Annotated in this window: 21 protein-coding genes; 8 read left to right on the top strand and 13 right to left on the bottom strand. The window is 28.5% G+C overall.

Annotated features, from left to right (window positions below; translation table 11 throughout):
* Positions 1–301: 301 nt before the first annotated feature.
* The 4 genes from rny to CPAL_RS03970 all read left to right on the top strand — a co-directional run bounded on the left by rny (position 302) and on the right by CPAL_RS03970 (position 3,864).
* Positions 302–1,816 (top strand): ribonuclease Y, encoded by a 1,515-nt coding sequence (gene rny / locus CPAL_RS03985; protein ID WP_207644338.1) that lies wholly within the window; start codon positions 302–304, stop codon positions 1,814–1,816.
* Between the two features lie 130 nt (positions 1,817–1,946).
* Positions 1,947–2,207, top strand: coding sequence for a stage V sporulation protein S (locus CPAL_RS03980; RefSeq protein WP_061857435.1), 261 nt, complete (start codon positions 1,947–1,949; stop codon positions 2,205–2,207).
* Positions 2,208–2,338: 131 nt separating this feature from the next.
* A complete protein-coding gene (locus tag CPAL_RS03975; protein ID WP_106024130.1) occupies positions 2,339–3,535 on the top strand; it encodes a pyridoxal phosphate-dependent aminotransferase in 1,197 nt (398 codons plus the stop codon).
* A 71-nt stretch (positions 3,536–3,606) separates the two neighbouring features.
* Positions 3,607–3,864: an HPr family phosphocarrier protein gene (locus tag CPAL_RS03970; protein ID WP_061857433.1), complete on the top strand. Its 258-nt coding sequence runs from the start codon at positions 3,607–3,609 to the stop codon at positions 3,862–3,864.
* 39 nt (positions 3,865–3,903) lie between these two features.
* Here CPAL_RS03970 and CPAL_RS03965 read toward each other — a convergent pair whose 3' ends face one another.
* Positions 3,904–4,107: a DUF378 domain-containing protein gene (locus CPAL_RS03965; protein ID WP_061857432.1), complete on the bottom strand. Its 204-nt coding sequence runs from the start codon at positions 4,105–4,107 to the stop codon at positions 3,904–3,906.
* A gap of 189 nt (positions 4,108–4,296) precedes the next feature.
* On the opposite strand from CPAL_RS03965, the gene purB reads away from it, so the two are divergent.
* Together purB and CPAL_RS03955 are read left to right on the top strand one after the other, a co-directional pair.
* On the top strand, positions 4,297–5,730 hold the full coding sequence (gene purB, locus CPAL_RS03960; protein WP_061857431.1) for an adenylosuccinate lyase: 1,434 nt from the start codon (positions 4,297–4,299) through the stop codon (positions 5,728–5,730).
* 190 nt (positions 5,731–5,920) lie between these two features.
* Positions 5,921–6,907 carry a tyrosine recombinase XerC gene (locus tag CPAL_RS03955; RefSeq protein ID WP_061857430.1) on the top strand — a complete coding sequence of 329 codons (987 nt, stop codon included), beginning with the start codon at positions 5,921–5,923 and terminating at the stop codon, positions 6,905–6,907.
* 62 nt (positions 6,908–6,969) lie between these two features.
* On the opposite strand, the gene CPAL_RS03950 is transcribed toward CPAL_RS03955, so the two are convergent.
* A complete protein-coding gene (locus CPAL_RS03950) occupies positions 6,970–7,368 on the bottom strand; it encodes a hypothetical protein (protein WP_061857429.1) in 399 nt (132 codons plus the stop codon).
* 129 nt (positions 7,369–7,497) lie between these two features.
* On the opposite strand from CPAL_RS03950, the gene lexA reads away from it, so the two are divergent.
* Positions 7,498–8,106 (top strand): transcriptional repressor LexA, encoded by a 609-nt coding sequence (gene lexA, locus CPAL_RS03945; RefSeq protein ID WP_061857428.1) that lies wholly within the window; start codon positions 7,498–7,500, stop codon positions 8,104–8,106.
* A 46-nt stretch (positions 8,107–8,152) separates the two neighbouring features.
* Here lexA and CPAL_RS03940 read toward each other — a convergent pair whose 3' ends face one another.
* The 6 genes from CPAL_RS03940 to miaB form a co-directional block, all read right to left on the bottom strand.
* On the bottom strand, positions 8,153–9,436 hold the full coding sequence (locus CPAL_RS03940) for a methionine gamma-lyase family protein (protein ID WP_061857427.1): 1,284 nt from the start codon (positions 9,434–9,436) through the stop codon (positions 8,153–8,155).
* Between the two features lie 96 nt (positions 9,437–9,532).
* Positions 9,533–9,769 (bottom strand): RNA chaperone Hfq, encoded by a 237-nt coding sequence (gene hfq, locus CPAL_RS03935; RefSeq protein WP_061857426.1) that lies wholly within the window; start codon positions 9,767–9,769, stop codon positions 9,533–9,535.
* Positions 9,770–9,815: 46 nt separating this feature from the next.
* A complete protein-coding gene (gene miaA / locus CPAL_RS03930) occupies positions 9,816–10,754 on the bottom strand; it encodes a tRNA (adenosine(37)-N6)-dimethylallyltransferase MiaA (protein WP_061857425.1) in 939 nt (312 codons plus the stop codon).
* A 34-nt stretch (positions 10,755–10,788) separates the two neighbouring features.
* A complete protein-coding gene (mutL, locus tag CPAL_RS03925) occupies positions 10,789–12,645 on the bottom strand; it encodes a DNA mismatch repair endonuclease MutL (RefSeq protein WP_106024129.1) in 1,857 nt (618 codons plus the stop codon).
* 15 nt (positions 12,646–12,660) lie between these two features.
* On the bottom strand, positions 12,661–15,324 hold the full coding sequence (mutS, locus tag CPAL_RS03920) for a DNA mismatch repair protein MutS (protein ID WP_106024128.1): 2,664 nt from the start codon (positions 15,322–15,324) through the stop codon (positions 12,661–12,663).
* 67 nt (positions 15,325–15,391) lie between these two features.
* A complete protein-coding gene (gene miaB / locus CPAL_RS03915; protein WP_061857422.1) occupies positions 15,392–16,720 on the bottom strand; it encodes a tRNA (N6-isopentenyl adenosine(37)-C2)-methylthiotransferase MiaB in 1,329 nt (442 codons plus the stop codon).
* A gap of 172 nt (positions 16,721–16,892) precedes the next feature.
* On the opposite strand from miaB, the gene CPAL_RS13835 reads away from it, so the two are divergent.
* Positions 16,893–17,054, top strand: a complete 162-nt coding sequence (locus CPAL_RS13835) for a hypothetical protein (protein WP_165815344.1) — start codon at positions 16,893–16,895, stop codon at positions 17,052–17,054.
* Positions 17,055–17,098: 44 nt separating this feature from the next.
* On the opposite strand, the gene CPAL_RS03910 is transcribed toward CPAL_RS13835, so the two are convergent.
* The 5 genes from CPAL_RS03910 to CPAL_RS03890 form a co-directional block, all read right to left on the bottom strand.
* Complete coding sequence (locus tag CPAL_RS03910) at positions 17,099–17,971, bottom strand: GNAT family N-acetyltransferase (RefSeq protein WP_061857421.1); 873 nt, start codon at positions 17,969–17,971, stop codon at positions 17,099–17,101.
* Positions 17,972–18,087: 116 nt separating this feature from the next.
* Positions 18,088–19,992, bottom strand: coding sequence for a bifunctional 4-hydroxy-3-methylbut-2-enyl diphosphate reductase/30S ribosomal protein S1 (locus tag CPAL_RS03905; protein ID WP_106024127.1), 1,905 nt, complete (start codon positions 19,990–19,992; stop codon positions 18,088–18,090).
* 16 nt (positions 19,993–20,008) lie between these two features.
* Positions 20,009–20,683 carry a (d)CMP kinase gene (gene cmk / locus CPAL_RS03900; RefSeq protein WP_207644337.1) on the bottom strand — a complete coding sequence of 225 codons (675 nt, stop codon included), beginning with the start codon at positions 20,681–20,683 and terminating at the stop codon, positions 20,009–20,011.
* A gap of 74 nt (positions 20,684–20,757) precedes the next feature.
* Positions 20,758–21,984: a BaiN/RdsA family NAD(P)/FAD-dependent oxidoreductase gene (locus tag CPAL_RS03895; protein WP_061857418.1), complete on the bottom strand. Its 1,227-nt coding sequence runs from the start codon at positions 21,982–21,984 to the stop codon at positions 20,758–20,760.
* A 175-nt stretch (positions 21,985–22,159) separates the two neighbouring features.
* On the bottom strand, positions 22,160–23,032 hold the full coding sequence (locus tag CPAL_RS03890; RefSeq protein ID WP_061857417.1) for a MurR/RpiR family transcriptional regulator: 873 nt from the start codon (positions 23,030–23,032) through the stop codon (positions 22,160–22,162).
* Between the last annotated feature and the right edge of the window lie 64 nt (positions 23,033–23,096).

Raw genomic sequence — 23,096 nt, 5'->3', positions numbered from 1 at the left:
TTAAGTTTATAAGTATGATTTCAATTTCATAAAACAACTAGAAATAGATTTTAATGGAGTATTAAAAGTTATAACTACCTTTGTTTTCCTCTGGAGTTCAGATGCTAGATCTCTGCCACTTTTTTTACAAACTTGACACGAATTTAAAAATAATATAAAATGAATACAAATACTGGTTTAACACGTATAAATGATTTATATATAAACAAACATAACACCTTTTCTAAACTTCGATGACGCTTAATTTTTTATTCTAAACTAGATAAAGTCAGGAGGTGTTGTTTTGGGATTATACGTTTTAATAGCTATTGCAGTGCTGATTTCTGTATTTGTGATAATATATGTTAGAAAAAATATATCACAGGCTAAAATTGCAGAAGCCGAAATTAGAGCAAAACGAATTATTGAAGATGCTGAAAAAGGAGCTGAATCAATAAAAAAAGAAGCAATTTTAGAAGCAAAAGAAGAAGTGCATAAACTAAGAAATGATTTTGAAAAGGAATCAAGGGAAAGACGCAATGAAATTCAGAGATTAGAAAGAAGAATCATCCAAAGAGAAGAGTTGTTGGATAAGAAGAGTGAAGCTATTGAGAAGAAAGAAGACGCTCTTAATAAGAAACAGCAGGAAATTGCAGAAAAGGAATCTAGTGTAGATAAGTTATATGAAGCACAAAGAGAAGAACTTGAAAGGCTCTCTAATTTATCATCCGAGGAAGCTCGTCAATTATTGCTTGAAGAAATTAAAAAAGAAATCAAACATGATTTAGCGGTTATGATTAAAGATATGGAAAATAAGGCTAAAGAAGAAGCAGATAAAAAAGCAAAAGAAATAATTTCAACGGCAATTCAAAGATGTGCTGCTGATCATGTAGCTGAAAGTACTGTACATGTGGTTTCCTTACCTAACGATGAAATGAAAGGTAGAATTATAGGTAGAGAAGGAAGAAATATAAGGGCTTTAGAAACGTTAACTGGAGTTGATCTTATAATTGATGATACTCCTGAAGCTGTAATTTTATCAGGATTTGATCCAATTAGAAGGCAGATAGCTAGAATTGCACTTGAGAAGCTCATAATTGATGGCAGAATTCATCCTGCAAGAATTGAAGAAATGGTAGAGAAAGCTAAAAAAGAAGTGGAGAATGAGATAAAAGAGGAAGGCGAACAAGCTACTTTTGAGACAGGAATACATGGTGTTCATCAAGAGTTAATTAAGCTTTTAGGAAGATTAAAATATCGTACTAGTTATGGTCAAAATGTCCTAAAGCATTCTATTGAGGTTGCTTATTTGGCTGGACTTATGGCTTCGGAACTTGGCATAGATCCTACCTTGGCTAAACGAGCTGGTTTACTTCACGACATAGGAAAAGCGGTTGATCATGAGATAGAGGGTCCTCACGCGTTAATAGGTGCAGAAATGGCTAAAAAATATCATGAATCACATATCGTTGTAAATGCTATAGCAGCACATCATGGTGATGTTGAGCATGATTCGATTGAAGCTATACTTGTTCAGGCGGCAGATGCTATATCAGCAGCTAGACCTGGAGCAAGAAGAGAAACTCTAGAAGCGTACATTAAAAGATTAGAAAAACTTGAAGAAATAGCTAATTCGTATGAAGGTGTAGAAAAGTCTTATGCTATACAAGCAGGAAGAGAAATTAGGATTATGGTTAAACCAGATGAAATTGATGATTATGGTTGCATAGAAATGGCGAGAAATATTGTTAAAAGAATAGAAAATGAATTGGAATATCCAGGTCAGATTAAAGTTAATATTATAAGAGAAACTAGATCGATTGATTATGCACGATAAATTTATAAAATAGAACCTTTTATTTTGCAATTTTATGATAGCAAAATAGAGGGTTTTTATTTTTTTTGTAGAAATACTAATACTATATATATATTTATAAAATAATGAACGTAATTATAGGAGGTTAATTATGGAAATGCTAAAAGTATCAGCTAAATCTAATCCAAATTCTGTGGCTGGCGCACTAGCTGGCGTATTACGAGAAGTTGGTTTGGCAGAAATTCAAGCAATTGGTGCGGGGGCATTGAATCAAGCGATTAAGGCTATTGCTATTGCACGTGGTTTTGTTGCTCCAACTGGGATAGATTTAATTTGTATTCCAGCATTTACTGATGTACAAATAAATAATGAAACTAGAACGGCTATAAAATTAATTGTTCAACCTAGATAATAAACTTTATATTTAAAGAATGTTGTTGTGAGTGAGTTTATAAGTTATTTATTGTTTGATATTTAAGATAAATTAGTTATGTTATAATATTATATATTACATATATTTAAAAAATGGAGGAAAATACTGTAATGATAGTATCAGAAAAAGCAAAAAATATATCTCCCTCATTAACACTAGCTATAACAGCTAAAGCAAAGCAAATGGCTAAAGAGGGTATTGATATAATCAGTTTTGGAGCAGGAGAGCCTGACTTTGATACGCCGGTAAATATTAAGGAGGCTGCTAAAAAAGCTATAGATCTAGGGCTAACTAGATATACTCCTGCTTCTGGCATAATTGAATTAAAGCGGGCCATTATCGAAAAATTTAAAAAGGACAATAATTTGTTTTACACAATTGATCAAGTAATAGTTTCTACCGGGGCAAAGCAATGTTTATCAAATGTATTTCAAGCAGTTTTAAACTATGGTGATGAAGTTCTTATACCTGTTCCATATTGGGTGAGTTATCCTGAATTAGTAAGACTTTATGGAGGAGTTCCGATTTTTGTGGAATGTCAGGAGAAAGATAATTTCAAGTATACAATTGAAGCTATGGAAAAGAAGGTAAGCGATAGGACTAAATGTATTATAATAAATAGCCCTAATAACCCTACAGGAGTTGTTTATTCTAAAGAAGAGCTATTAGCTATAGCTGACTTTGCGAAACGTCATGATTTATTAATAATATCTGATGAAATATATGAGAAGTTAATATATGAAGATAATATTCATATAAGTATTGCAAGTTTAAATGAAGATGCTTATAAGAGAACTATTGTAGTTAACGGAGTTTCTAAATCTTATGCTATGACAGGTTGGAGAATAGGATATGCAGCTGGGGATGAACATATAATTAAACTAATGTCAAGTATTCAAAGTCATACTACTTCTAACCCTACATCCGTAGCTCAATATGCTGCCTTAGAAGCTTTGACTGGTCCTCAAGAAGACTTATATAATATGGTAAAAGAATTTGAAAAAAGAAAAAACTATATGATTAATAAAATTAATTCGATTAATAATCTATCTTGCATAAGTGCTGAAGGTGCATTTTATATTATGCTCAATGTATCAAAATACTATGGTAGAAAAATTGATAATAAGGTAATTAATAACTCTATGGAATTTGCAGAATGCTTGCTGTCTGAGGAAAAGGTAGCTGTTATTCCTGGGATAGCCTTTGGTTTAGATGATTATGTACGACTTTCATATGCTGTTTCTATGAAAGAAATTGAGATAGGCTTAAATAGAATAGAAAATTTTATTTCTCAACTTTTAAATTAAAAGTTGAGAAATATTAAAATAATGATATAATATAATAGTGCTATTTAAAAATTTAAATTGAGGTGATATTAATGGTAAAAAAAGAAGCAATAGTTAAAAGTTCAACTGGTCTACATGCACGTCCTGCTACTTTACTAGTAAAAAAGGCATCTTCATTTAAATCAGAAATATACTTAGAATATAATGATAAGAAAGCTAATGTAAAAAGTTTGATAGGAGTTTTATCACTAGGAGTTACTAAAGATTCTAAAGTTACTATTACAGCATCTGGCGATGATGAAACGTTAGCTGCTGAAGAAATGGCAAAATTAATTGAATCTCTTGAATAATAAATAAAAGGCTGGTATTAGCCTTTTATTTTATTTTAACTACATTTCTATTTTTTTAATAAATAATAGAACGTTAATTCCCGATAATCCTATTACTATATATATTATTCGCTGAAGCGAAGGTATGAAACTAAAGACAAACTTTGTAACATTAAAATCAAATAAACCTATAAGTCCCCAGTTAATAGCACCTATTATAATTAGCAGTAAAGAGATCTTGTCTATTAAACTTAACTTATACATACATATGTACCTCCCATTAAATAAAATTATGTATTTATTAATAGATTATATTAGATTTAGTAATAAAATAGAACCTGATTATATTTGTAAAAATTACGAACAAATATATTTAATCTTGTATATAATATATGATATAATATGAATAAATTATTTATTAAATTTAATAATATTTGTTACGGAGGTTTTTGTATGAAAAGAGATAGTTATAATTCTCCATTAAACAGTAGGTATGCTTCTCCTGAAATGTCCTATTTGTTCTCTGATGATATGAAATATAAAACATGGAGAAAACTTTGGGTAGCTTTAGCTGAAAGTGAAAAAGAATTAGGTTTAAACATTTCTCAGGAACAAATAGAAGAATTGAAATCAAATGTAGAAAATATAAATTATGATGATGCAGAAAAAAAAGAGAAAGAAATAAGACATGATGTAATGAGTCATGTGTATGCGTATGGATTACAATGTCCTAAAGCTAAAGGTATAATACATTTAGGGGCAACAAGTTGCTTTGTAGGGGATAATACGGATTTAATAATTATGAGAGACGCTCTTATAATTGTACGAAATAAAATTATTAAGATAATAGAAAATTTATCTGATTTTGCTATAAGGTATAAAAGTCTTCCTACATTAGCTTTTACTCATCTACAACCTGCTCAGTTAACCACTGTAGGTAAAAGAGCTACGCTTTGGATACAAGATTTAATTTTAGATCTGGAGAATTTGGAATTTGTCATAAGCAAATTAAGATTAAGAGGTGCTAAAGGGACTACTGGAACTCAAGCAAGTTTCATGAAATTATTTAACAATGACGAATCTTTAGTAAAGAAACTTGATTACTTAATAGCTCATAAAATGGGATTTGATTCAACTTATGAAGTCACAGGTCAAACTTATCCTAGAAAGGTAGATTCGATTATATTAAATACGCTTTCTGAAATAGCTCAAAGTGCTTATAAGTTTAGCAATGATTTGAGAATTTTGCAAAGTATGAAAGAAATGGAAGAACCGTTCGAAGAAAAACAGGTGGGTTCATCTGCTATGGCTTATAAAAGAAATCCCATGAGATCTGAAAGAATTAGTGCATTAAGTAGATTTGTAATTATAAATTCTTTAAATCCAGCAATAACTGCAGCAACACAATGGTTCGAGAGGACTTTGGATGATTCGGCTAATAAAAGGTTAGCTATTTCTGAATGTTTTTTGGCATTAGATGGAGTGTTAAATTTATATATTAATATATCAAAAGGCATGGTTGTTTATGAGAAAGTGATTCAATCCCACATAAATAAAGAGTTTCCTTTTATGGTTACAGAAAATATATTAATGGAGGCTGTAAAAAGAGGTGGGGATAGACAAGAACTTCATGAAAAAATAAGAACCCTGTCTATGCAAGCGGCTAAAATGGTTAAAGAAGAAGGTCTTGACAATGATTTGATAGAAAGAATAGTGAATGATAACTCTTTTTATATGAGCGAAGAAGAAATACGTTCCATAATAAGTCCTGAAAATTTTATAGGAAGAGCTGCTAATCAAGTTGAAGAATTTATAACTAATACAGTAACTCCGATCATCAAAAAATATAAAGATCAAATAGATATTAATGTAACGATAAATGTATAATTTTATCTTAAATAAATCCATATATTTTTATATGGATTTATTTAAGATAAAATTTAAATTTGAATTAGTAAGTATTACAAGTAGTGCTAGTTCTATTGTATAATATAATAAAATCTGATTTTAGTACTACCACACCAACTTCGCTAAATGTATATTTAGCGAAGTTGGTGTGGTGAAAAAGGAGGGCATAATGAATTATAGTTTATCAAATGTATTTGATCCAACATTACCAGAATGTTTAAATGAATTTTTAAACTATCTTAATACCATTAAAGGAAAATCTAAAAATACAATTAACGGATATAAGTATGATCTCTCTATGTTTTTTAAATTTATAAAGCTTTATAGAGGATATGTCAAAGATGATATAGATTTTGAACAAATCCCTATAAATGATATAGACGAAAAATTAATAAAAAAAATTAAATTATCCGATCTTTATGCTTTTATATCCTTTACAGAAAATTATAGAAACAATGGTAGTTATGCTCGTGCTCGCAAAGTCGCTTCTTTAAAATCTTTTTTTAAATATTTATATAATAAGGCAAAAATTATTGAAGAGAATCCGGCTTTAGAGCTAGAAACTCCAAAAATAAATAAAAGAAACCCTATATACTTATCTTTAGATGAGAGTAAGCTTTTATTGTCATGTATAGATGGAGAAAATAAAGAAAGGGATTATTGTATAATCACCCTATTTCTCAACTGCGGGTTGAGGCTTTCTGAATTATGTAGTATAGATATTTCAAAAATAAAAGCAGATACCCTGACTATTATAGGTAAAGGTAACAAAGAAAGAACTGTATATTTGAATGCTGCTTGTTTAAAGGCTTTACATAATTATCTTCCTATTCGCTTAAGAAAAAATAATAAGCTAGACGAGAAAGATAAGGATGCTCTATTTATAAGTAGAAATAATAGAAGAATAAATAAAAGAAGTGTTGAATTGTTAGTTAAAAAGTATATTTCTAAAGCGGGTCTTGATTATCAAAAATACTCTCCTCATAAGTTAAGACATACTGCCGCAACCTTAATGTATAAGTACGGAAATGTAGATATTCGTAGTCTTCAGAAGATACTAGGCCATGAAAATGTATCTACAACGCAGATATATACTCATGTAGATGATGAGACTCTAAGGCAAGCTGTCAATTTAAACCCTTTAAGCGAAGAGTAAATAAAAACGAAAAGTTTTTCTTTTCAAAAATATCATTAAAAAAGAAAAACTTTTCGTTTTTACTACTTTTTGGTTTTTTTATTTACTATTAATAATCCAGGAAAAACTTCTTTTATTACTTCATCACTATTATCTATGTTATCTAATAAATCATTTAAACCATCCACGTCATCTATATATTCCAAACTGATATCAGAATCTTTTAAATCTCTATTTAACAGTTTTAAGCTATCTATATCTATATTTATATCTTCTATTTTTTCTTCACATGTATCATATTCATTAACTTCAGATAGATCATCTATTATCTCATCAATGTCTATAGCTTTAACATCATACCCTTCTAACTGTAAACACTTACCGCAGTTATTACACAATTTATTCGAATCTAAATCGCATATATTACACTCTCCGCAATTGTTACATACTTTATTAGACTCAAACACACAAGTTTTAACCATTTGTATCACCTCTCCTATCTATTGTATTATATCAGATGGTTTTAGCACAATCAATAATTATAGAACATTTGTTTGATATTATCCAAAATTTATGTTATAATTTAGAATATAAAATAAGGAGTGTTTTGAATGGGTGAAATGAGAAAAGATAAGCAAACTGAAATATATGAATTTATTAAAAAACAAATATTAGAGAAAGGTTATCCCCCTTCAGTTAGAGAAATATGTAAAGGCGTAGGCTTGAGTTCAACATCAACTGTACATGGTCATCTTGAAAGATTAGAGAAAAAAGGTCTCATTAGAAGAGATTCTACAAAACCAAGAGCTATAGAAATACTTAAAGAACCTATGATAAAAAAAGAAATAGTAAACATACCTATAATAGGAAAAGTGCCTGCTGGTACACCTATATTGGCCGTGGAAAATATTGAAGATACCTTTCCAATGTCCTTGAATTTTATGCCAAGTAATAGAGAATTATTTATGCTTTCTGTTACAGGAGAAAGTATGATTGAAGCTGGAATTTTAGATGGAGATTTAGCCATCATAGAAAAAACTGACTATGCACAAAACGGTGATATAGTAGTTGCTCTAATCGATAATGAAGCTACACTTAAAAGATTTTTTAAAGAAAAGAATTTTATCAGACTTCAACCCGAAAATAAATCGATGGCTCCAATAATCGTAGAGAATTGTAAGATTATCGGAAAATTAGTTGGATTATTTAGAAGATATTAAAATAACTGCAAGCAGATAACTTTTAATTTATCTACTTGCAGTTATTTTATTCTATAATTCTACTTAAGGCTATGAGAATACCTATTTTAGCATGATCAAAGGTAAGTCCTCCTTGAAGATATGCTATATAAGGCTCCCTAATTGGTGCATCCGCTGATAATTCAATTGATGATCCTTGTATAAAAGCTCCTGCCGCCATTATAACCTGGTCTGTATAACCTGGCATATCCCATGGTTCACATTCTACAAAAGAATCTACAGGTGAACCAGCTTGAATTCCTTTGCAGAATTGAATTAGCTTTTCTTTGTCATTAAACTTTATAGCTTGAATTATATCGCTTCGCTTATCATTAAATTTAGGAAGCACATCAAAACCAGCAAGCTCCATTAACCTTGAGCAAAATATAGCACCTTTTAAGGCTTCTATAGTTATATGAGGAGCGAGAAATAATCCTTGATACATAGAACGTACAACACCAAAAGTAGATCCGCACTCTCCTCCTATTCCAGGAACTGTTAATCTATATGCAGCTTTTTCTACATATTCTTTTTTTCCCGCTATATAACCACCTGTAGGAGCTATACCTCCTCCTATATTTTTAATTAACGATCCAGCTATTAGATCAGCTCCAACATCTGTAGGTTCTAAAGTATCTATAAATTCGCCATAACAATTGTCTACAAAGCAAATTATATCATTTCTAATTTGTTTTGCACAGTTTATAATTTTTCGTATATCCTCTATGGTTAAAGCCTTTCTCCATCCATAGCCAGTTGATCTTTGAATATGAACTAATTTTATACTTTCATCTGATAACAAAGCTTTTTCTATACTTTTAAAATCAGGTTTGTTTTGAGCAGTTAAATTTAATTGCTTATAATCTACTCCAAATTCTTTTAAAGAACCCATTCCATCTGTCCCATCTATTCCTATTATGCCATGAAGAGTGTCATAAGGCTCGCCGCAAACTGATAACATTGTATCATTAGGCCTTAAATTCCCAAATAGAGCTGCTCCTAATGCATGAGTTCCATTTACAAAGTGAGGTCTTACAAGAGCGCTTTCACAATTAAAAACTCTTGCATACACCTTGTCCAATGAATCTCTTCCTATATCTCCGTATCCATAACCGCTAGAATTAGTAAAATGAGATTCGCTAATTCTCTCTTCTTGGAATGCATTTAACACTTTTGCTTGATTAAATTCTCTTATATCATCTAGAATATCAAATTCATCTTTTACATCATTTATAGCATGTTCATATAAGGCTAGTACTTTATTATTTATGCCGTACTTGCTAATTAAAAACTCTTTCATCTTTTTAATCATATATAAACCCTCACTTTTATAATATGATAAACTACAGTTAGTAGCCAATAAATATATTAGCATACATAAAAAAAATAGGCAAATACATGCCTATTTTTAAGCATTATCTTTTTGATTGAATAATATTGGCTTTGCAGGCACTATTGTAGAAACTGCGTGTTTATATATCATCATTTGTTTACCGTCATTATCTAAAATTATTGTAAAATTATCAAACCCTTTAACATTGCCTTTAAGTTGGAATCCGTTAGTTAAATATATGACAACTGGTATCTTATTTTTTCTAGCATTATTTAAAAATAAATCCTGTAAGTTATTAACTGGCTTACTCATGATATTACCTCCAACAATTATTCTATTAAAAATGAAATTTTCAGATTTATGTTATACTCGAAGTGAATTTTTTTATTATATCCATAACTACCTCCATATCACTATTATAATTATCCTTATCTATCCAAATTGCTCTTTTATCTTTTCTAAACCAAGTTAACTGTCTTTTTGCATAGTTTCTGCTGTTCTTTTTTATAGCTTCTATGCTTTCTTCTAATGTCATTTTACCATCAAGATAACAAAGGATCTCTTTATACCCTATTCCTTTCATTGATTGCATATTAGGAACACATCCCATATCTTTAAGCTTTTTTACTTCTTCTATTAGACCTTCATCAATCATCATATCTACTCTTTTATTAATTCTTTCATATAACTTATTTCGATTCATAGTTAGGACAAAATAATGTACATTGTACGGAATATTATATATATCCTGTTCCATATTATACTGAGAAATTGTTTTTCCTGTAAGTTTATAAACTTCTAATGCTCTAATTACTCTTTTTAGATCATTAGGATAAAGTCTTTTATAAGATTCCTTATCAACCTCTTTAAGCAAATTATGAACATACTCTTTTCCTTTTTCTTCTGCAAGAAGTTTCAAATATTCTCTATAGCTTTCATCTTTATGTGTATTTGCAAAATCATAGTTAAATATTAATGAATTAATATAAAAACCAGTTCCTCCAACTACCATAGGAAGCTTGTGCTTTTCATAGATTTGATTTATAGCATCTGTAGCTTTCTTTTTAAATTCTGCAACACTGAATTCTTGCTGAGGATCAAGAAAATCTATTAAATGATGTTGTATTCCTTGTTTTTCAGTTTCTTTAATTTTAGCTGAACCTATATTCATATATTTATATATTTGCATGGAATCTGCAGATATTATTTCTCCATTTAACCTTTTAGCTAACTCTATAGAAATTGCAGTTTTTCCAACTGCCGTAGGTCCTGCTAGAATAAATAAATCCTTATTCATTTAATCTCTCCTTTAATTAATATGCCCATGCTTTTTATTGTATTCTTTTAAACATTTTTTCTATATCAGTTAATGATATTTTCACAATGGTTGGTCTACCATGAGGACAATTAAATGGTTCTTTTATATATCTTAATTCTTCAATTAATGCATTCATTTCTTTACTTGTTAATGGATGATTTGCTTTGATAGCAGCTTTACATGCAAGAGAAGCAATTATATTATAATTTACTTCTGTAGTCTTTCCTGAACCCATATTTTTTAAATTATCTAAAATTTCTAAAAAGAATTCCTCTACACTTGCTTTGCCAAGAAGCATAGGAGCCTCCCTTATACTTATTGTGTTATCCCCGAAGTCTTCGATAAAGAATCCACTTCTATTAAATATTTCCATGTTTTCTGTATAGTATACATAATCATAACTACTTAATTCTACAATTATAGGAGTAATTAAAATCTGAGATATAACTTCACTATTTTCAATTTGATTTTTAAATTTTTCAAATAGAATTTTTTCATGAGCAGCATGTTGATCTATAATGTAAAAATTATTCGATTCTTGAGCTAAAATGTATGTGTTATTAAATTGGCCTATTATATTTAAATATGGAAATTTTGGCTCATTTGTTTTAGTACTTTTATTATTTTTAACTGCATCATTAATTGTATATTTATTATCTTCTAGTACTCTATCATTTCCGTACATGTTTTCATATTTTACATCATTATTAGTGTTTGAATTTTCGAGAAATAGATTATTAAGTTCAACTTCTTCACGTTTTGAAGGGTATGATGTAAAAATATTTTTCTCTTTTAAATCTATAGGAAGTTGCACAATCGAATTGTCCTCCTCATTACTTATTGAAACATGATTATCAGTAATTTCAAATGAGTTTTTCATAAACTTAGCAAGAGCTTCATGGACTCCTTCAAACACTAGCTTATATATCAATTTTTCTTCTTGGAATTTTACTTCTGCTTTAGCAGGATGAACATTAACATCTACTAGCTCAGGATAAATTTCCAAGAATAAGACAAAGAACGGAAACTTATTGATTGTCAAAAAAGATTTAAAAGCATTTTCTACGGCCGAAGTAATTAAGGCACTTTTTATATATCTTTTATTTACAAAAATACTTTGATTATTTCTACTTCCTCTGCTTATTTCAGAACTACCTATATATCCATATATAGATGCAATATCTGAATGTTTTTCAAAGCCAATTATATTATTATATATATTTTTACCATAAACTGATCTTATAGTATCTTTAACATCTTTTGAAGGAAATGTTATAAGAGATTTTTTTCCGTTAATATAGTATTTAAATGATACATCATAGTTTGCTAATGCTAATCTATTTACGATATTAGATATTAGGCTGGTTTCTCTTTGCTTGCTTTTTAAAAACTTTTTTCTTGCAGGAACATTAAAAAATAAATTAGATACTTCAATAGAAGTTCCAATACTACATCCAACATCTTTTATATACTCAACATTTCCACCAGATATATAAATTTCTCTTCCATATTCATTATCTTTACTTCTACTTTTCAAGCTTACTTTAGAAACTGCAGAAATACTTGGTAAAGCTTCACCTCTAAAACCAAATGTATTAATAGAGTGTAAATCATCTATTTTTAATATTTTACTAGTTCCATGTGGAAGGAAAGCTTTTTCTATATCATCATAATGAATACCGATTCCATCATCTGATATTTTTATTTTTTGGTCATCATTATCATTATTAACTTCTATTATTATATTTTTTGCTTCTGCATCAATACTATTTTCAATCAATTCTTTTACCACTGAAGCTGGTCTTTCTACAACTTCTCCTGCAGCTATCTTATTAGAAATATCCTCATCAAGCACATGAATTCTCTTCAAATATGTCACCTCCCTTTAGTCAAGTAGTAACTTTGCTTTAGTAATTAATTTATATAATTTATTGAAACCTTCCATAGGTGTCATATTTAAAATATCTATCGATTGAATTTCTTTTAATAGATTATCTTTTTCTATATCTATGAATTCCACTTGCTTTGTATTGTTTTTTATATCTGTTGCATTGTTTACACTGATTTCTTCAAAGTTAGAAACAGATACTTCTTTTAATACTGAATTATCTGTATTTGTGTTTTTATAGTCTTTTTCTCTATTTTCTTTTCTTTCTAAATTAGATAATATAGATTTAGCCCTTGAAATAACTTCTTCAGGAATACCGGCAAGTTTTGCTACTTCAATTCCATAAGATTCATCTGCTCCACCCTCAGTGATTTTCCGAAGAAAAACTATGTTATTATCAAGTTTTTTTACTGCTATAGAATAGTTTTTTACTCCTTTAATTCTTCCCTCTAATGATATAAGTTCATGATAGTGAGTTGCAAATAGAGTCTTACTTTTTAATCTATTATTAGTACAGATATACTCTATAACTGACCATGCTATACTAAGTCCATCATAAGTACTGGTACCACGCCCTACTTCATCTAATAAAATAAGACTTTTATTTGTAGCATTATTTAATATATTGGCAACCTCACACATCTCAACCATAAATGTGCTTTTACCTCTTGCTAAATCATCAGAAGCTCCTATTCTTGTAAATATTTTATCACAAATAGCAATTGAAGCTTTTTTGGCTGGAACAAAACTTCCTATCTGAGCAAGTATATTTATTAAAGCAACTTGTCGCATATATGTAGATTTTCCAGCCATATTAGGACCTGTTATTAATATTAACTGCTGATTTTCATTATCTATATATGTATCATTAGCTACAAAAGTGTTATGAGGAATCATTTTTTCTACTACAGGATGTCTGCCTTCTTCTATATGTAAAGCTCCTATTTCTAAAATTTCAGGTCGGCAATAATTATTTTCAAGTGCAACTGTAGCAAGAGAACATAAACAATCTATTTCAGAAATCATTTTAGCACTTTTTTTCATTCTATTAATGTGTTTTTCTATTGTTTCTCTTATTTCAACAAATATATTATATTCTAATTCAATTAATTTATCTTGAGCTCCTAATATTTTATCTTCTACTTCCTTTAATTCTGGGGTGATATATCTTTCGCAATTAGCTAAAGTTTGTTTTCTTATATATCTGTTTTCTGGAACTAAATTTAAATTAGATTTCGTTATTTCTATATAGTAACCAAACACTTTGTTATATCCTATTTTTAAAGACTTAATTCCAGTTACATTTCTTTCTTGTTCTTCAAGAGATGCTATCCACTGTTTACCATGTGACTTTGCACTTCTTAATTCATCAATAGTTTTATTATATCCGTTCTTTATTATTCCACCTTCTTTTAAGGATAAAGATGGATTTTCTAATATAGCGCTATCTAAAAGAGTATACACATCTTCAAGACAATCTAAATTATTATATATATTTTTTAATATAAAGCTTTCACTATTTGATAATACGCTTTTTATATATGGTAATTTTTGAATAGAATTTTTTAAAGTCAAAAGTTCTTTTGCATTTACATTTTTAGAAGAAATCTTACCTACTAATCGCTCAATATCATAAACATCTTTTAAACAACTTTTTAATTCATCGTATAAATTCTGATTAGACATTATCTCACTTACCGAATCTAATCTGTTTTCTATTTGCTCTTTATTAATTAGAGGCTGTTCTAACCATTTTCTAAGAAGTCTTGCACCCATAGCGGTAACAGTCTTATCAATGACCCATAGTAGTGAGCCTTTTTTAGACTTATCTGTTAAAGTTTCGGTAAGTTCTAAGTTCCTTCTAGAGTTAATATCCATAATTAGATAGTCGACTAAATTATAGTACTCTATATTATTTATATGAAGTAAAGATATTTTTTGAGTTTCCATTATATAGCTTAATAAACCATTACATACATTAATAACAATGTCCTCATAATTATTAGGATTAAAATTAGGAAATTGATTTTTTAGATTTTCTATAGAATTAGTTTTAAAATATTCATCTGATTTTATAGTTAGTGTAAGCTGAAAACGTTCATTTATGGAATTTATTAAGTTATCTTCCACGCTATCTGTAATTATGATTTCACTTGGCATAAACTTTGATATCTCATCTAAAACTATAGAGACATTATAATTACTATATGTACACTCAAAGTCTCCAGTAGATATATCAGCGAAAGCCATAGAGACTAGTTCATTTTCTATATATAAACTCATAATATAATTATTCTTTGTCTCTTCTAAAAATGTAGAATCAGAATATGTACCAGGAGTTATTATTTTTATGACATCTCTTTTTACAATTCCTTTAGCTTCAGAAGGATTTTCTAATTGTTCGCATATAGCTACTTTATATCCTTTATTTATAAGTCGATTTATATATGAATTAGCTGAATGATATGGTATACCGCACATAGGGGCTCTTTTTTCTAAACCACAATCTCTACCTGTTAAAACTAATTCAAGTTCTCTTGCTGCAATTTCTGCATCTTCAAAAAACATTTCATAAAAGTCTCCTAACCTAAAAAATAAGATGCAGTCTTTATTTTTTTCTTTAATCTCTAAATATTGTTGCATCATCGGAGTAAGAGCCATATATATTCCCTCCTTGTAATAAGATAAATATAACATAAATAGTATAGAAAGCTCTCTAGAGAGCTTTCTATACTATTTCACCTATTAATGAAAATGATTGTGCCTTAATAATTTTAACTTTAACTAATTTTCCAATAATATCATTGTTACCTTCAAAATTTACAAGTTTATTAGTTCTTGTTCGACCCATAAGTTTAGTTTCATCATTTTTGCTAGGTCCTTCCACCAAAACTTCTACAATTTTACCTTCATACTCCTTATTTTTCTTAGCAAGAATATCGTTAACTACCTTAACTAACCTATTAAATCTTTCGTGTTTTACGTCTTCTGGAATCTGATCTTCATGATTTGCTGCTGGAGTACCTTCTCTTTGAGAGTATATAAAAGTAAATACAGAATCAAATTCTATCTCTTTAACAATACTTAATGTATCATTAAAGTCTTCTTCTGTTTCTCCTGGAAATCCAACAATAATATCGGTAGTTATAGCTATATCAGGCATAGCCTTCCTTAGTTTCTTAACTAATTCTAAATACTGCTCTCTTGTATATTTTCTATTCATCTTTTCTAGAATCCTGCTTGAACCAGATTGTAGTGCAAAATGACCATGTTCGCATACCTTTTCACATTCTGCCATAGCACTTATTAATCTATCTGAAACATCTTTTGGATGAGAAGTCATAAATCTTATTCTTTCAAGCCCTTCTATTTTATTAACCCTTTTTAAAAGCTCTGCAAAATCAATTTCTGGTTCTAGTCCTTTTCCATATGAATTTACATTTTGACCTAATAAAGTGATTTCCTTATATCCTTTAGATACTAAGTCTTTTATTTCATTAATAATGTTTTCAGGTTCTCTACTTCTTTCTCTTCCTCTTACATAAGGAACTATGCAATAAGAACAAAAATTATTGCATCCATACATGATTGTTACAAAAGCTTTGACATTGCTCATTCTATCAACTGGTAATCCTTCAACAATGCCTTTTTCTTTATTCCATACTTCAATGATAGATTTTCCTTCTGTTTTTACTCTTTCAATATATTCAGGAAGCTTATAAGAGTTATAGCTACCTGCAATAATATCTATATACGGAAATTTTTTAATAACTTTATCTGGCATACCCTTTTGCTGCATCATGCATCCAGTAACTACTATTATAAGATTTGGTTTCTTTCTTTTTAAAGCTTTTAAAGAACCTAAATGTCCATATACCTTTTGCTCTGCATTTTCTCTAACACAGCATGTATTAAATATGATTATATCTGCTTCCTCTTTTATATTTGTTCTTTTATATCCTGTTCCTTTTAAAAGGCCTGATATCTTTTCAGAATCCTCTTCGTTCATTTGGCAACCCCAAGTATCTATATAATATTTTTGATTTAAATTAGTCATGAAATTCCTTTCCTTTCTATAAACTTTGCTTTAGTTTACAACTTAATATTATACATTTATTAATTATATATAATTTAAACTTATTTTTAAAGAACTTTTATATTCTTTTTGGAGATTTTAAAAATGATTATAAAGTTGATTTATGCAAATAATACTAACAAGGAGGGATTTTATGTATGATATAAAAGAAAAAAAACAGCCTAATGAAAGTAGTTTTAATTTTCAAATGAATTGTATTTATGATAGAAGTTATTTTTCTAAATTTCAATCTGAGAACATAATAAACCTTAAATCTAGCTATATTCCAAAAGAAAACTTATTTGAAATAAAATAATACTTAAAACTAAAAAAGAGATATCTCTTTTTTAGTTTTAAGTATTATTTTTTGTTACTTAATACCCAATGAGACCTTTCCTTATCATTTATAAAACCAATACTCTCATACAATTTAATAGCTGATTTATTTTCAGAATCTACATTTATTTTAACTAACTTTTTCCCTTTCTTATATAATATATTTAAAATATATTTTAGCAACATTTTTCCATAGCCTCTGTTGCGATAATCTTTTATTACTCCAAAATTTACTACATAAGGGCAATTATCTTTCATAATAATTTGTCCATATCCTATATAAATATTATTTACTTTCATAAGTATTGCTCCATCCTCGCAATAATAATCTTGCATTTCATCATAGTAAATATCTTCGACCTTTAACGGAATTCTATTATCACTATTAAATATATTATTTTGTATAATACACCTTAATTGTTCGTCTCTTCCTCTAATAACTTTATGAAATTTTACATAATTTAATGACTCGATTTGAAATATGGAATTTAAAATTATTTTCATTTCAAACAATGCATTAACTTTATTAAATCCCAATCTTATGAGAATATCATAATTTATATTATTTTTCTCACAATTATAAGATATAATAGAATGAGATTTTATAGAATTTAATAGTAGTCTATAACATTTAAAAGTATTTGAATCTTCTGCTATATACATAGAATTAATAAAACAATTAGAATTTCCTTTGTTTTCTGTCCATATATATCCTATGTATCTATAGTCATTTTTTAATAACTTTACCTGTTTTTTTATTAATAGCTGTTGAAATTGATTTAAATTATGATATTGATAAAAAAAATCCTTATTAAGTTTGTTAAAATTAGTCCTGCATTCATTAAGGAGTTTAAAATCATTCATATTATTTTTATTAAGCGTATAAAATCTGTACATTGCTTCAACCTTCTTTAGGAAAATTATAAAATATACAGTGTGTAGACAAATAAATATTACAAAAATAAGTCCAAAAGAAAACTTAAGTATTTTCTATTATGGACTTATTTTTGTATTTATTCAGCTTCTTTTATGCTCAAGCTAATTTTCTTTTCTTCTTTATTCACATTAATTATCTTAGCCTTAACTTGTTCTCCTATTTTTAACACATCTTCTGGTTTGTTAATTCTCTTATAGCTTATTTCAGAAATATGAACTAATCCATCTACACCAGGTTCTAATTCTACGAAAGCACCAAAATCAGCAAAACGAACAACTTTTCCTAAAACCATATTACCTACAGGATATTTTTCTTCTACATCATTCCATGGATTTGGGATTAGTTTTTTTATACTTAAGGATAATTTTTTACTTTCTTTATCAGCTTCTAATATATATACTTTTATTTTCTGACCTATTTTTAATACATCTTCTGGTTTTTCGATCCTTCCCCAAGAAATTTCAGAAACATGTAGCAAACCATCTATACCATATATATCCACAAAAGCTCCAAAATTAGTTATTCTCTTTATTTCTCCCTCTACAATTTGATCCTTATGAAGCTTTTCCCATGTCTTATTTTCTCTTTCTAGCTGTTGTTTCATTAGTATGTCTCTTCTAGAAGCAACTATTTTAGTTCCTCTTCTTTGAATCTTATATTCTATTATATTTACATCTAATTCTTTTCCTATGTAGGATTCTAAATTGTCAACATGATGAAGTTCTATATGAGAAGCTGGAATAAACACTCTTATTCCTTTATATCTTCCTATAACGCCTCCATTAACTACTTCTTTAATTAATAATTTTATAATTTCTTTATTTTCAAAAGCATATTTTAATTCATCATATGCTTTTTCCCTTTCGATTTCAATCTTTGATAATACTACATATCCATCATTATTTCTAAGACTTACTACCTTAGCTTCTACTGTGTCTCCTACATTAAAAATATCTTTAATACTCACATTTTCATCTCTCGTCGCCTCTTTTAAAGGAATAATTCCATCTTTTTTATAACCAATATCAACAAATGCTTCATTATCGTTTAACAAAATAATTTTTCCTTCTATCACATCTCCAACAGCAATTTGAACATCATTTTCCTCCATAAAAGCTAATTGCTCATTAAATTCTAAATCTTTACTTTCATTCATTTTTAATATGGCCTCCTTTATAATCCAATCAGGTGTTGAAGCTCCTGCCGTAACACCTATATTCTTACTGCTCTTAATTACTTCTTCAGGTATTTCACTTGAATTTTCTACATGTATAGTATTTTTACAATTTTCTTTGCAAATTTCGTATAATTTTGCTGTGTTTGAACTATGATGACCACCAATGATTATCATAGTATCTACCTGACTTGATAATTCACGTGCAGCTTTTTGTCTTATTTGAGTAGCGTTACATATTGTATTAAATGCAATAAACTCTTTGCATTGCTTTGCTATAATATTTATCACTTTTTCCCAATTTTCTTGCTTTTCAGTGGTTTGTGCTACTACACATACTTTTGAAGGAAGTTCCGTAATATTAGAACCATCTTTTGATACTATGGCCTTATCATCACAACAACCATTTATTCCGATTACTTCTGGATGAGTATAATCTCCAACTATAACTATGCTATATCCTGATTTAGAGTACTTTTCTACTTTTTGTTGTATATGTGCTACATAGGGACATGTAGCATCTGCTATTATTAATTTCTTTTTCTCTAATGTTTTAAGTATTTTAGGAGATATTCCATGAGACCTTATTATTATAACATCTCCTTCTTTTAAAGAATCTAATTCATTTATCTCTATAGAATATATATTTTTTAATTTCAAAAATTCAACCACATCGTTATTATGGATTAGTTGACCTAGAGTATATATTGGCTTATCATATTTTTCTCTATATTTTAAGGCTGTATCGACTGCTCTTTTAACTCCAAAGCAAAAACCAGCCTTATCTGCTAATATTATTTTTTTCACCTTATATCACACTACCTTACTTGATTATGTTATTTAAATTATTACTTATATAGCTTGATATTATATTAACAACATCGTCAATAGTCATTGATGTTGTATCAATTTCTATTGCATCTTTAGCTTTAACTAGTGGATTTATTTCTCTATGTGAATCTATATAATCTCTTTTTTTAATCTCTTCTAAGATTTTATCATAATCGACGTCTATATTTTTCTCTAATAATTCATTATACCTTCTTTTAGCTCTTTCTTCAGGCGAAGCTGTTAGATAGAATTTGAAAGGTGCATCCTTTAATACAACTGTTCCAATATCCCTACCATCCATTATGACATTATATTTCTCAGACATTTTCCTTTGTAAATATACTAACTTTTCTCTTACTTCTGGCACCGCTGCATAATTTGAAACATTATCACTTATATTAGGGAGGGTTAATTTATCATTAATGTTTTCTCCGTTTAATATTAATTCATTATTTTGAAACTCCATATCTAAATCATCTATTAATTTACACAAACCATCAATGTCTTTATATGAAACATTATTCTCTAGAGCTATTAGTGTAATAGCTCTATACATTGAACCAGTATTTATGTACATAAGATTAAATTTATCTGCAACCATTTTTGCTATAGTACTTTTTCCTGCTCCTGCTGGACCATCAATTGCTACACTTATTCTCAAATCAATACCGCCTTTCTTAAATAGAACCTCTTAATTATATTCTAGAGAAAATATAAAAATCCTTCAAAACAAATTAATATTTAATCCACACCAACGCTTATGCCAGCAAGATAACCTGTGGACAAAGCTATTTGAATATTAAAGCCACCTGTATATCCATCCACATCTATCATTTCTCCAGCAAAATATAAGTTATCAATTATTTTAGATTTCATTGTAGAAGGATTAATTTCCTTTACATCTATTCCACCAGATGTAATTATAGCCTCTGATATAGGTCTTAACCCTTTAATCTTTAGTTGAAAGTTTTGAAGAAGATAAACAAGTCTTTTTCTCTCTTCCTTAGTTATGGAGTTTACTTTTTTACTTTCATTTATTCCACTTAACTGTACTACGGTATTTATAATTTTACTAGGAAGTAAATCATTAAGAGCATTTTTAAAATCTTTATTCAGATTTTTAGCAAAATCTCTTTGTATCCTTTTATCTAATTCCTCAAAAGATAAAGCTGGCTTTAAATTAATTACTGCTCTTAAATTAGGTTTTAAGTTAACAACTCTACTTCCACTAAGAACTACAGGTCCAGATATTCCAAAGTGTGTAAAGATCATCTCGCCAAATTCTTCATATAGAGTTTTATCTTTATCATCTTTAATAATAAATTTTATATTTTTCAAGGATAACCCTTGAAGATCTTTTACCCATTTTTCTTCTACTTCTATAGGAACTAAGGATGGCTTAGGATCTATTATATTATGTCCAAGTTCTTTGGCAAATAGTAACCCTTCACCTGTAGAACCTGTTTTAGGGTAAGATAATCCACCTGTAGCAAGTATAAAATAATCTGCCGACAGTTTTTTTCCATTTTTAAGAACTATTTTTGTTATTTTTTTACCGTTACATTCAATTGTATCTACTTTAGAATTAAGCATTATATTCACATTTTTCCTATGTAATTCATTTTCAAGAGCCTTTATAATGTCAGATGATTTATCTGATTCTGGGAATACTCTATCACCGCGTTCCACTTTTAACTTTACTCCTAATTTATTAAAAAAGTTCATTGTATCTTGGTTTGTAAAAGAATATAGACTGCTATACATAAAATTAGAGTTTACTGGAATATTATCAAAGAATTCACTTATATCTTTTGCATTTGTTACATTGCATCTTCCTTTTCCAGTAATAAATAATTTCTTACCTAATTTTTCATTCTTTTCAACTAAAATAACCTTATATTTATCAGCAGCAGAAATGGCTGCCATCATACCTGCAGGTCCTCCACCTATGACTATAACTGTTTTCATTTGTCCACCTCATTAATTTTAGTAACCAGAATTATAAACTATGCATAAACTTATTACTATTATAATCTAATACAATGAAATATTTTATTCAAGTAATAAAATTCTATCAAACACTTTAATTATAAATAAAAAAATAGAAGTAAGAAACTATGTATAATTTCTTACTTCTATAATGTTATTCATCTCTTTTATAAGAGTATACTTGATATTCTTCCCAAATGTTTTCTAGCTCTTTAAAAAGACTTGAAATATGCTCCTTTTCTCGTAATCCAACTGCAACTATTAAGGCGTTAATTACACTAAGCGGAGCAACTAGAGAATCAACAAAAGACGCCATATTACTTTGTGCTATTAATGTATATTCAGCTCTAGTTGCCAGTGGAGATAGAAGGCTATCTGTTATAGCAACAACTTTTGTTCCTTTACTTTGAGCAAATTCTAAGACTTCAACAGTTCTTGCTGCATATCGTGGGAATCCAATTCCAATAACCAAATCTTCTTCTGTTATATTTATCATTTGATCAAAAATATCGCTAATACCATGCTTTATTACCTTTACATTATCTAAAATCATATTTAAATAAAATCCAAGAAATTCTGCTAATACTGTAGAACTCCTTAATCCAATAATATATATCCTTCTTGAATTAAAAATGCTGTTTACTACTTCTTCAAAATCTTTATGATTAATTTTTTCTAAAGTAGCTCTTATATTTTCCATATCTGCTTTTAATACACCTTTTAAGGCATTTTCTTGATTAATCAAACTATTTGATATTTCAATTCTTTGTACTGTTGTTAATTTGTTTTTTATTAAATCGTGTAAAGATTTTTGTAATTTAGGGTACCCACTAAAACCTAGTTCATTTGCAAATCTAACTACAGTAGATTCACTAACACCTACACTATTTCCAAGTTTTGCTGCAGTCATAAAAGCTGCTTTATCATAATGCTTTAATATGTATTCGGCAATAAGCTTTTGTCCTTTACTTAACCTTGGAAATTTCATTTGTATTGTTCTCATCAAATCCTGATTGTTGTCATCCATATATATTCAATCCCTTCTTATATTGCAGAAAAATGAAATTTTTATTTCATTTTAGCACCAATTA

It is taken from the genome of Clostridium thermopalmarium DSM 5974 (genome assembly GCF_002995795.1).
Lineage (GTDB): Bacteria > Bacillota > Clostridia > Clostridiales > Clostridiaceae > Clostridium_H > Clostridium_H thermopalmarium.
The sequence above is the reverse complement of the archived record's forward strand: the minus strand, read 5'-3'. Positions and strand labels throughout refer to the sequence as shown.

Excerpts from the sequence above, each read along its gene's own strand:
- purB (WP_061857431.1), top strand. The coding sequence starts at position 4,297 with ATGAAAAGAGATAGTTATAATTCTCCATTAAACAGTAGGTATGCTTCT.
- CPAL_RS03950 (WP_061857429.1), bottom strand. The coding sequence starts at position 7,368 with ATGGTTAAAACTTGTGTGTTTGAGTCTAATAAAGTATGTAACAATTGC.
- CPAL_RS03965 (WP_061857432.1), bottom strand. The coding sequence starts at position 4,107 with ATGTATAAGTTAAGTTTAATAGACAAGATCTCTTTACTGCTAATTATA.
- CPAL_RS13835 (WP_165815344.1), top strand. The coding sequence starts at position 16,893 with ATGTATGATATAAAAGAAAAAAAACAGCCTAATGAAAGTAGTTTTAAT.
- miaA (WP_061857425.1), bottom strand. The coding sequence starts at position 10,754 with ATGAATAAGGATTTATTTATTCTAGCAGGACCTACGGCAGTTGGAAAA.
- CPAL_RS03970 (WP_061857433.1), top strand. The coding sequence starts at position 3,607 with ATGGTAAAAAAAGAAGCAATAGTTAAAAGTTCAACTGGTCTACATGCA.
- CPAL_RS03955 (WP_061857430.1), top strand. The coding sequence starts at position 5,921 with ATGAATTATAGTTTATCAAATGTATTTGATCCAACATTACCAGAATGT.
- mutS (WP_106024128.1), bottom strand. The coding sequence starts at position 15,324 with ATGGCTCTTACTCCGATGATGCAACAATATTTAGAGATTAAAGAAAAA.
- CPAL_RS03895 (WP_061857418.1), bottom strand. The coding sequence starts at position 21,984 with ATGAAAACAGTTATAGTCATAGGTGGAGGACCTGCAGGTATGATGGCA.
- CPAL_RS03975 (WP_106024130.1), top strand. The coding sequence starts at position 2,339 with ATGATAGTATCAGAAAAAGCAAAAAATATATCTCCCTCATTAACACTA.
- CPAL_RS03980 (WP_061857435.1), top strand. The coding sequence starts at position 1,947 with ATGGAAATGCTAAAAGTATCAGCTAAATCTAATCCAAATTCTGTGGCT.
- CPAL_RS03890 (WP_061857417.1), bottom strand. The coding sequence starts at position 23,032 with ATGGATGACAACAATCAGGATTTGATGAGAACAATACAAATGAAATTT.
- hfq (WP_061857426.1), bottom strand. The coding sequence starts at position 9,769 with ATGAGTAAGCCAGTTAATAACTTACAGGATTTATTTTTAAATAATGCT.
- CPAL_RS03940 (WP_061857427.1), bottom strand. The coding sequence starts at position 9,436 with ATGATTAAAAAGATGAAAGAGTTTTTAATTAGCAAGTACGGCATAAAT.
- miaB (WP_061857422.1), bottom strand. The coding sequence starts at position 16,720 with ATGACTAATTTAAATCAAAAATATTATATAGATACTTGGGGTTGCCAA.
- CPAL_RS03910 (WP_061857421.1), bottom strand. The coding sequence starts at position 17,971 with ATGTACAGATTTTATACGCTTAATAAAAATAATATGAATGATTTTAAA.
- lexA (WP_061857428.1), top strand. The coding sequence starts at position 7,498 with ATGGGTGAAATGAGAAAAGATAAGCAAACTGAAATATATGAATTTATT.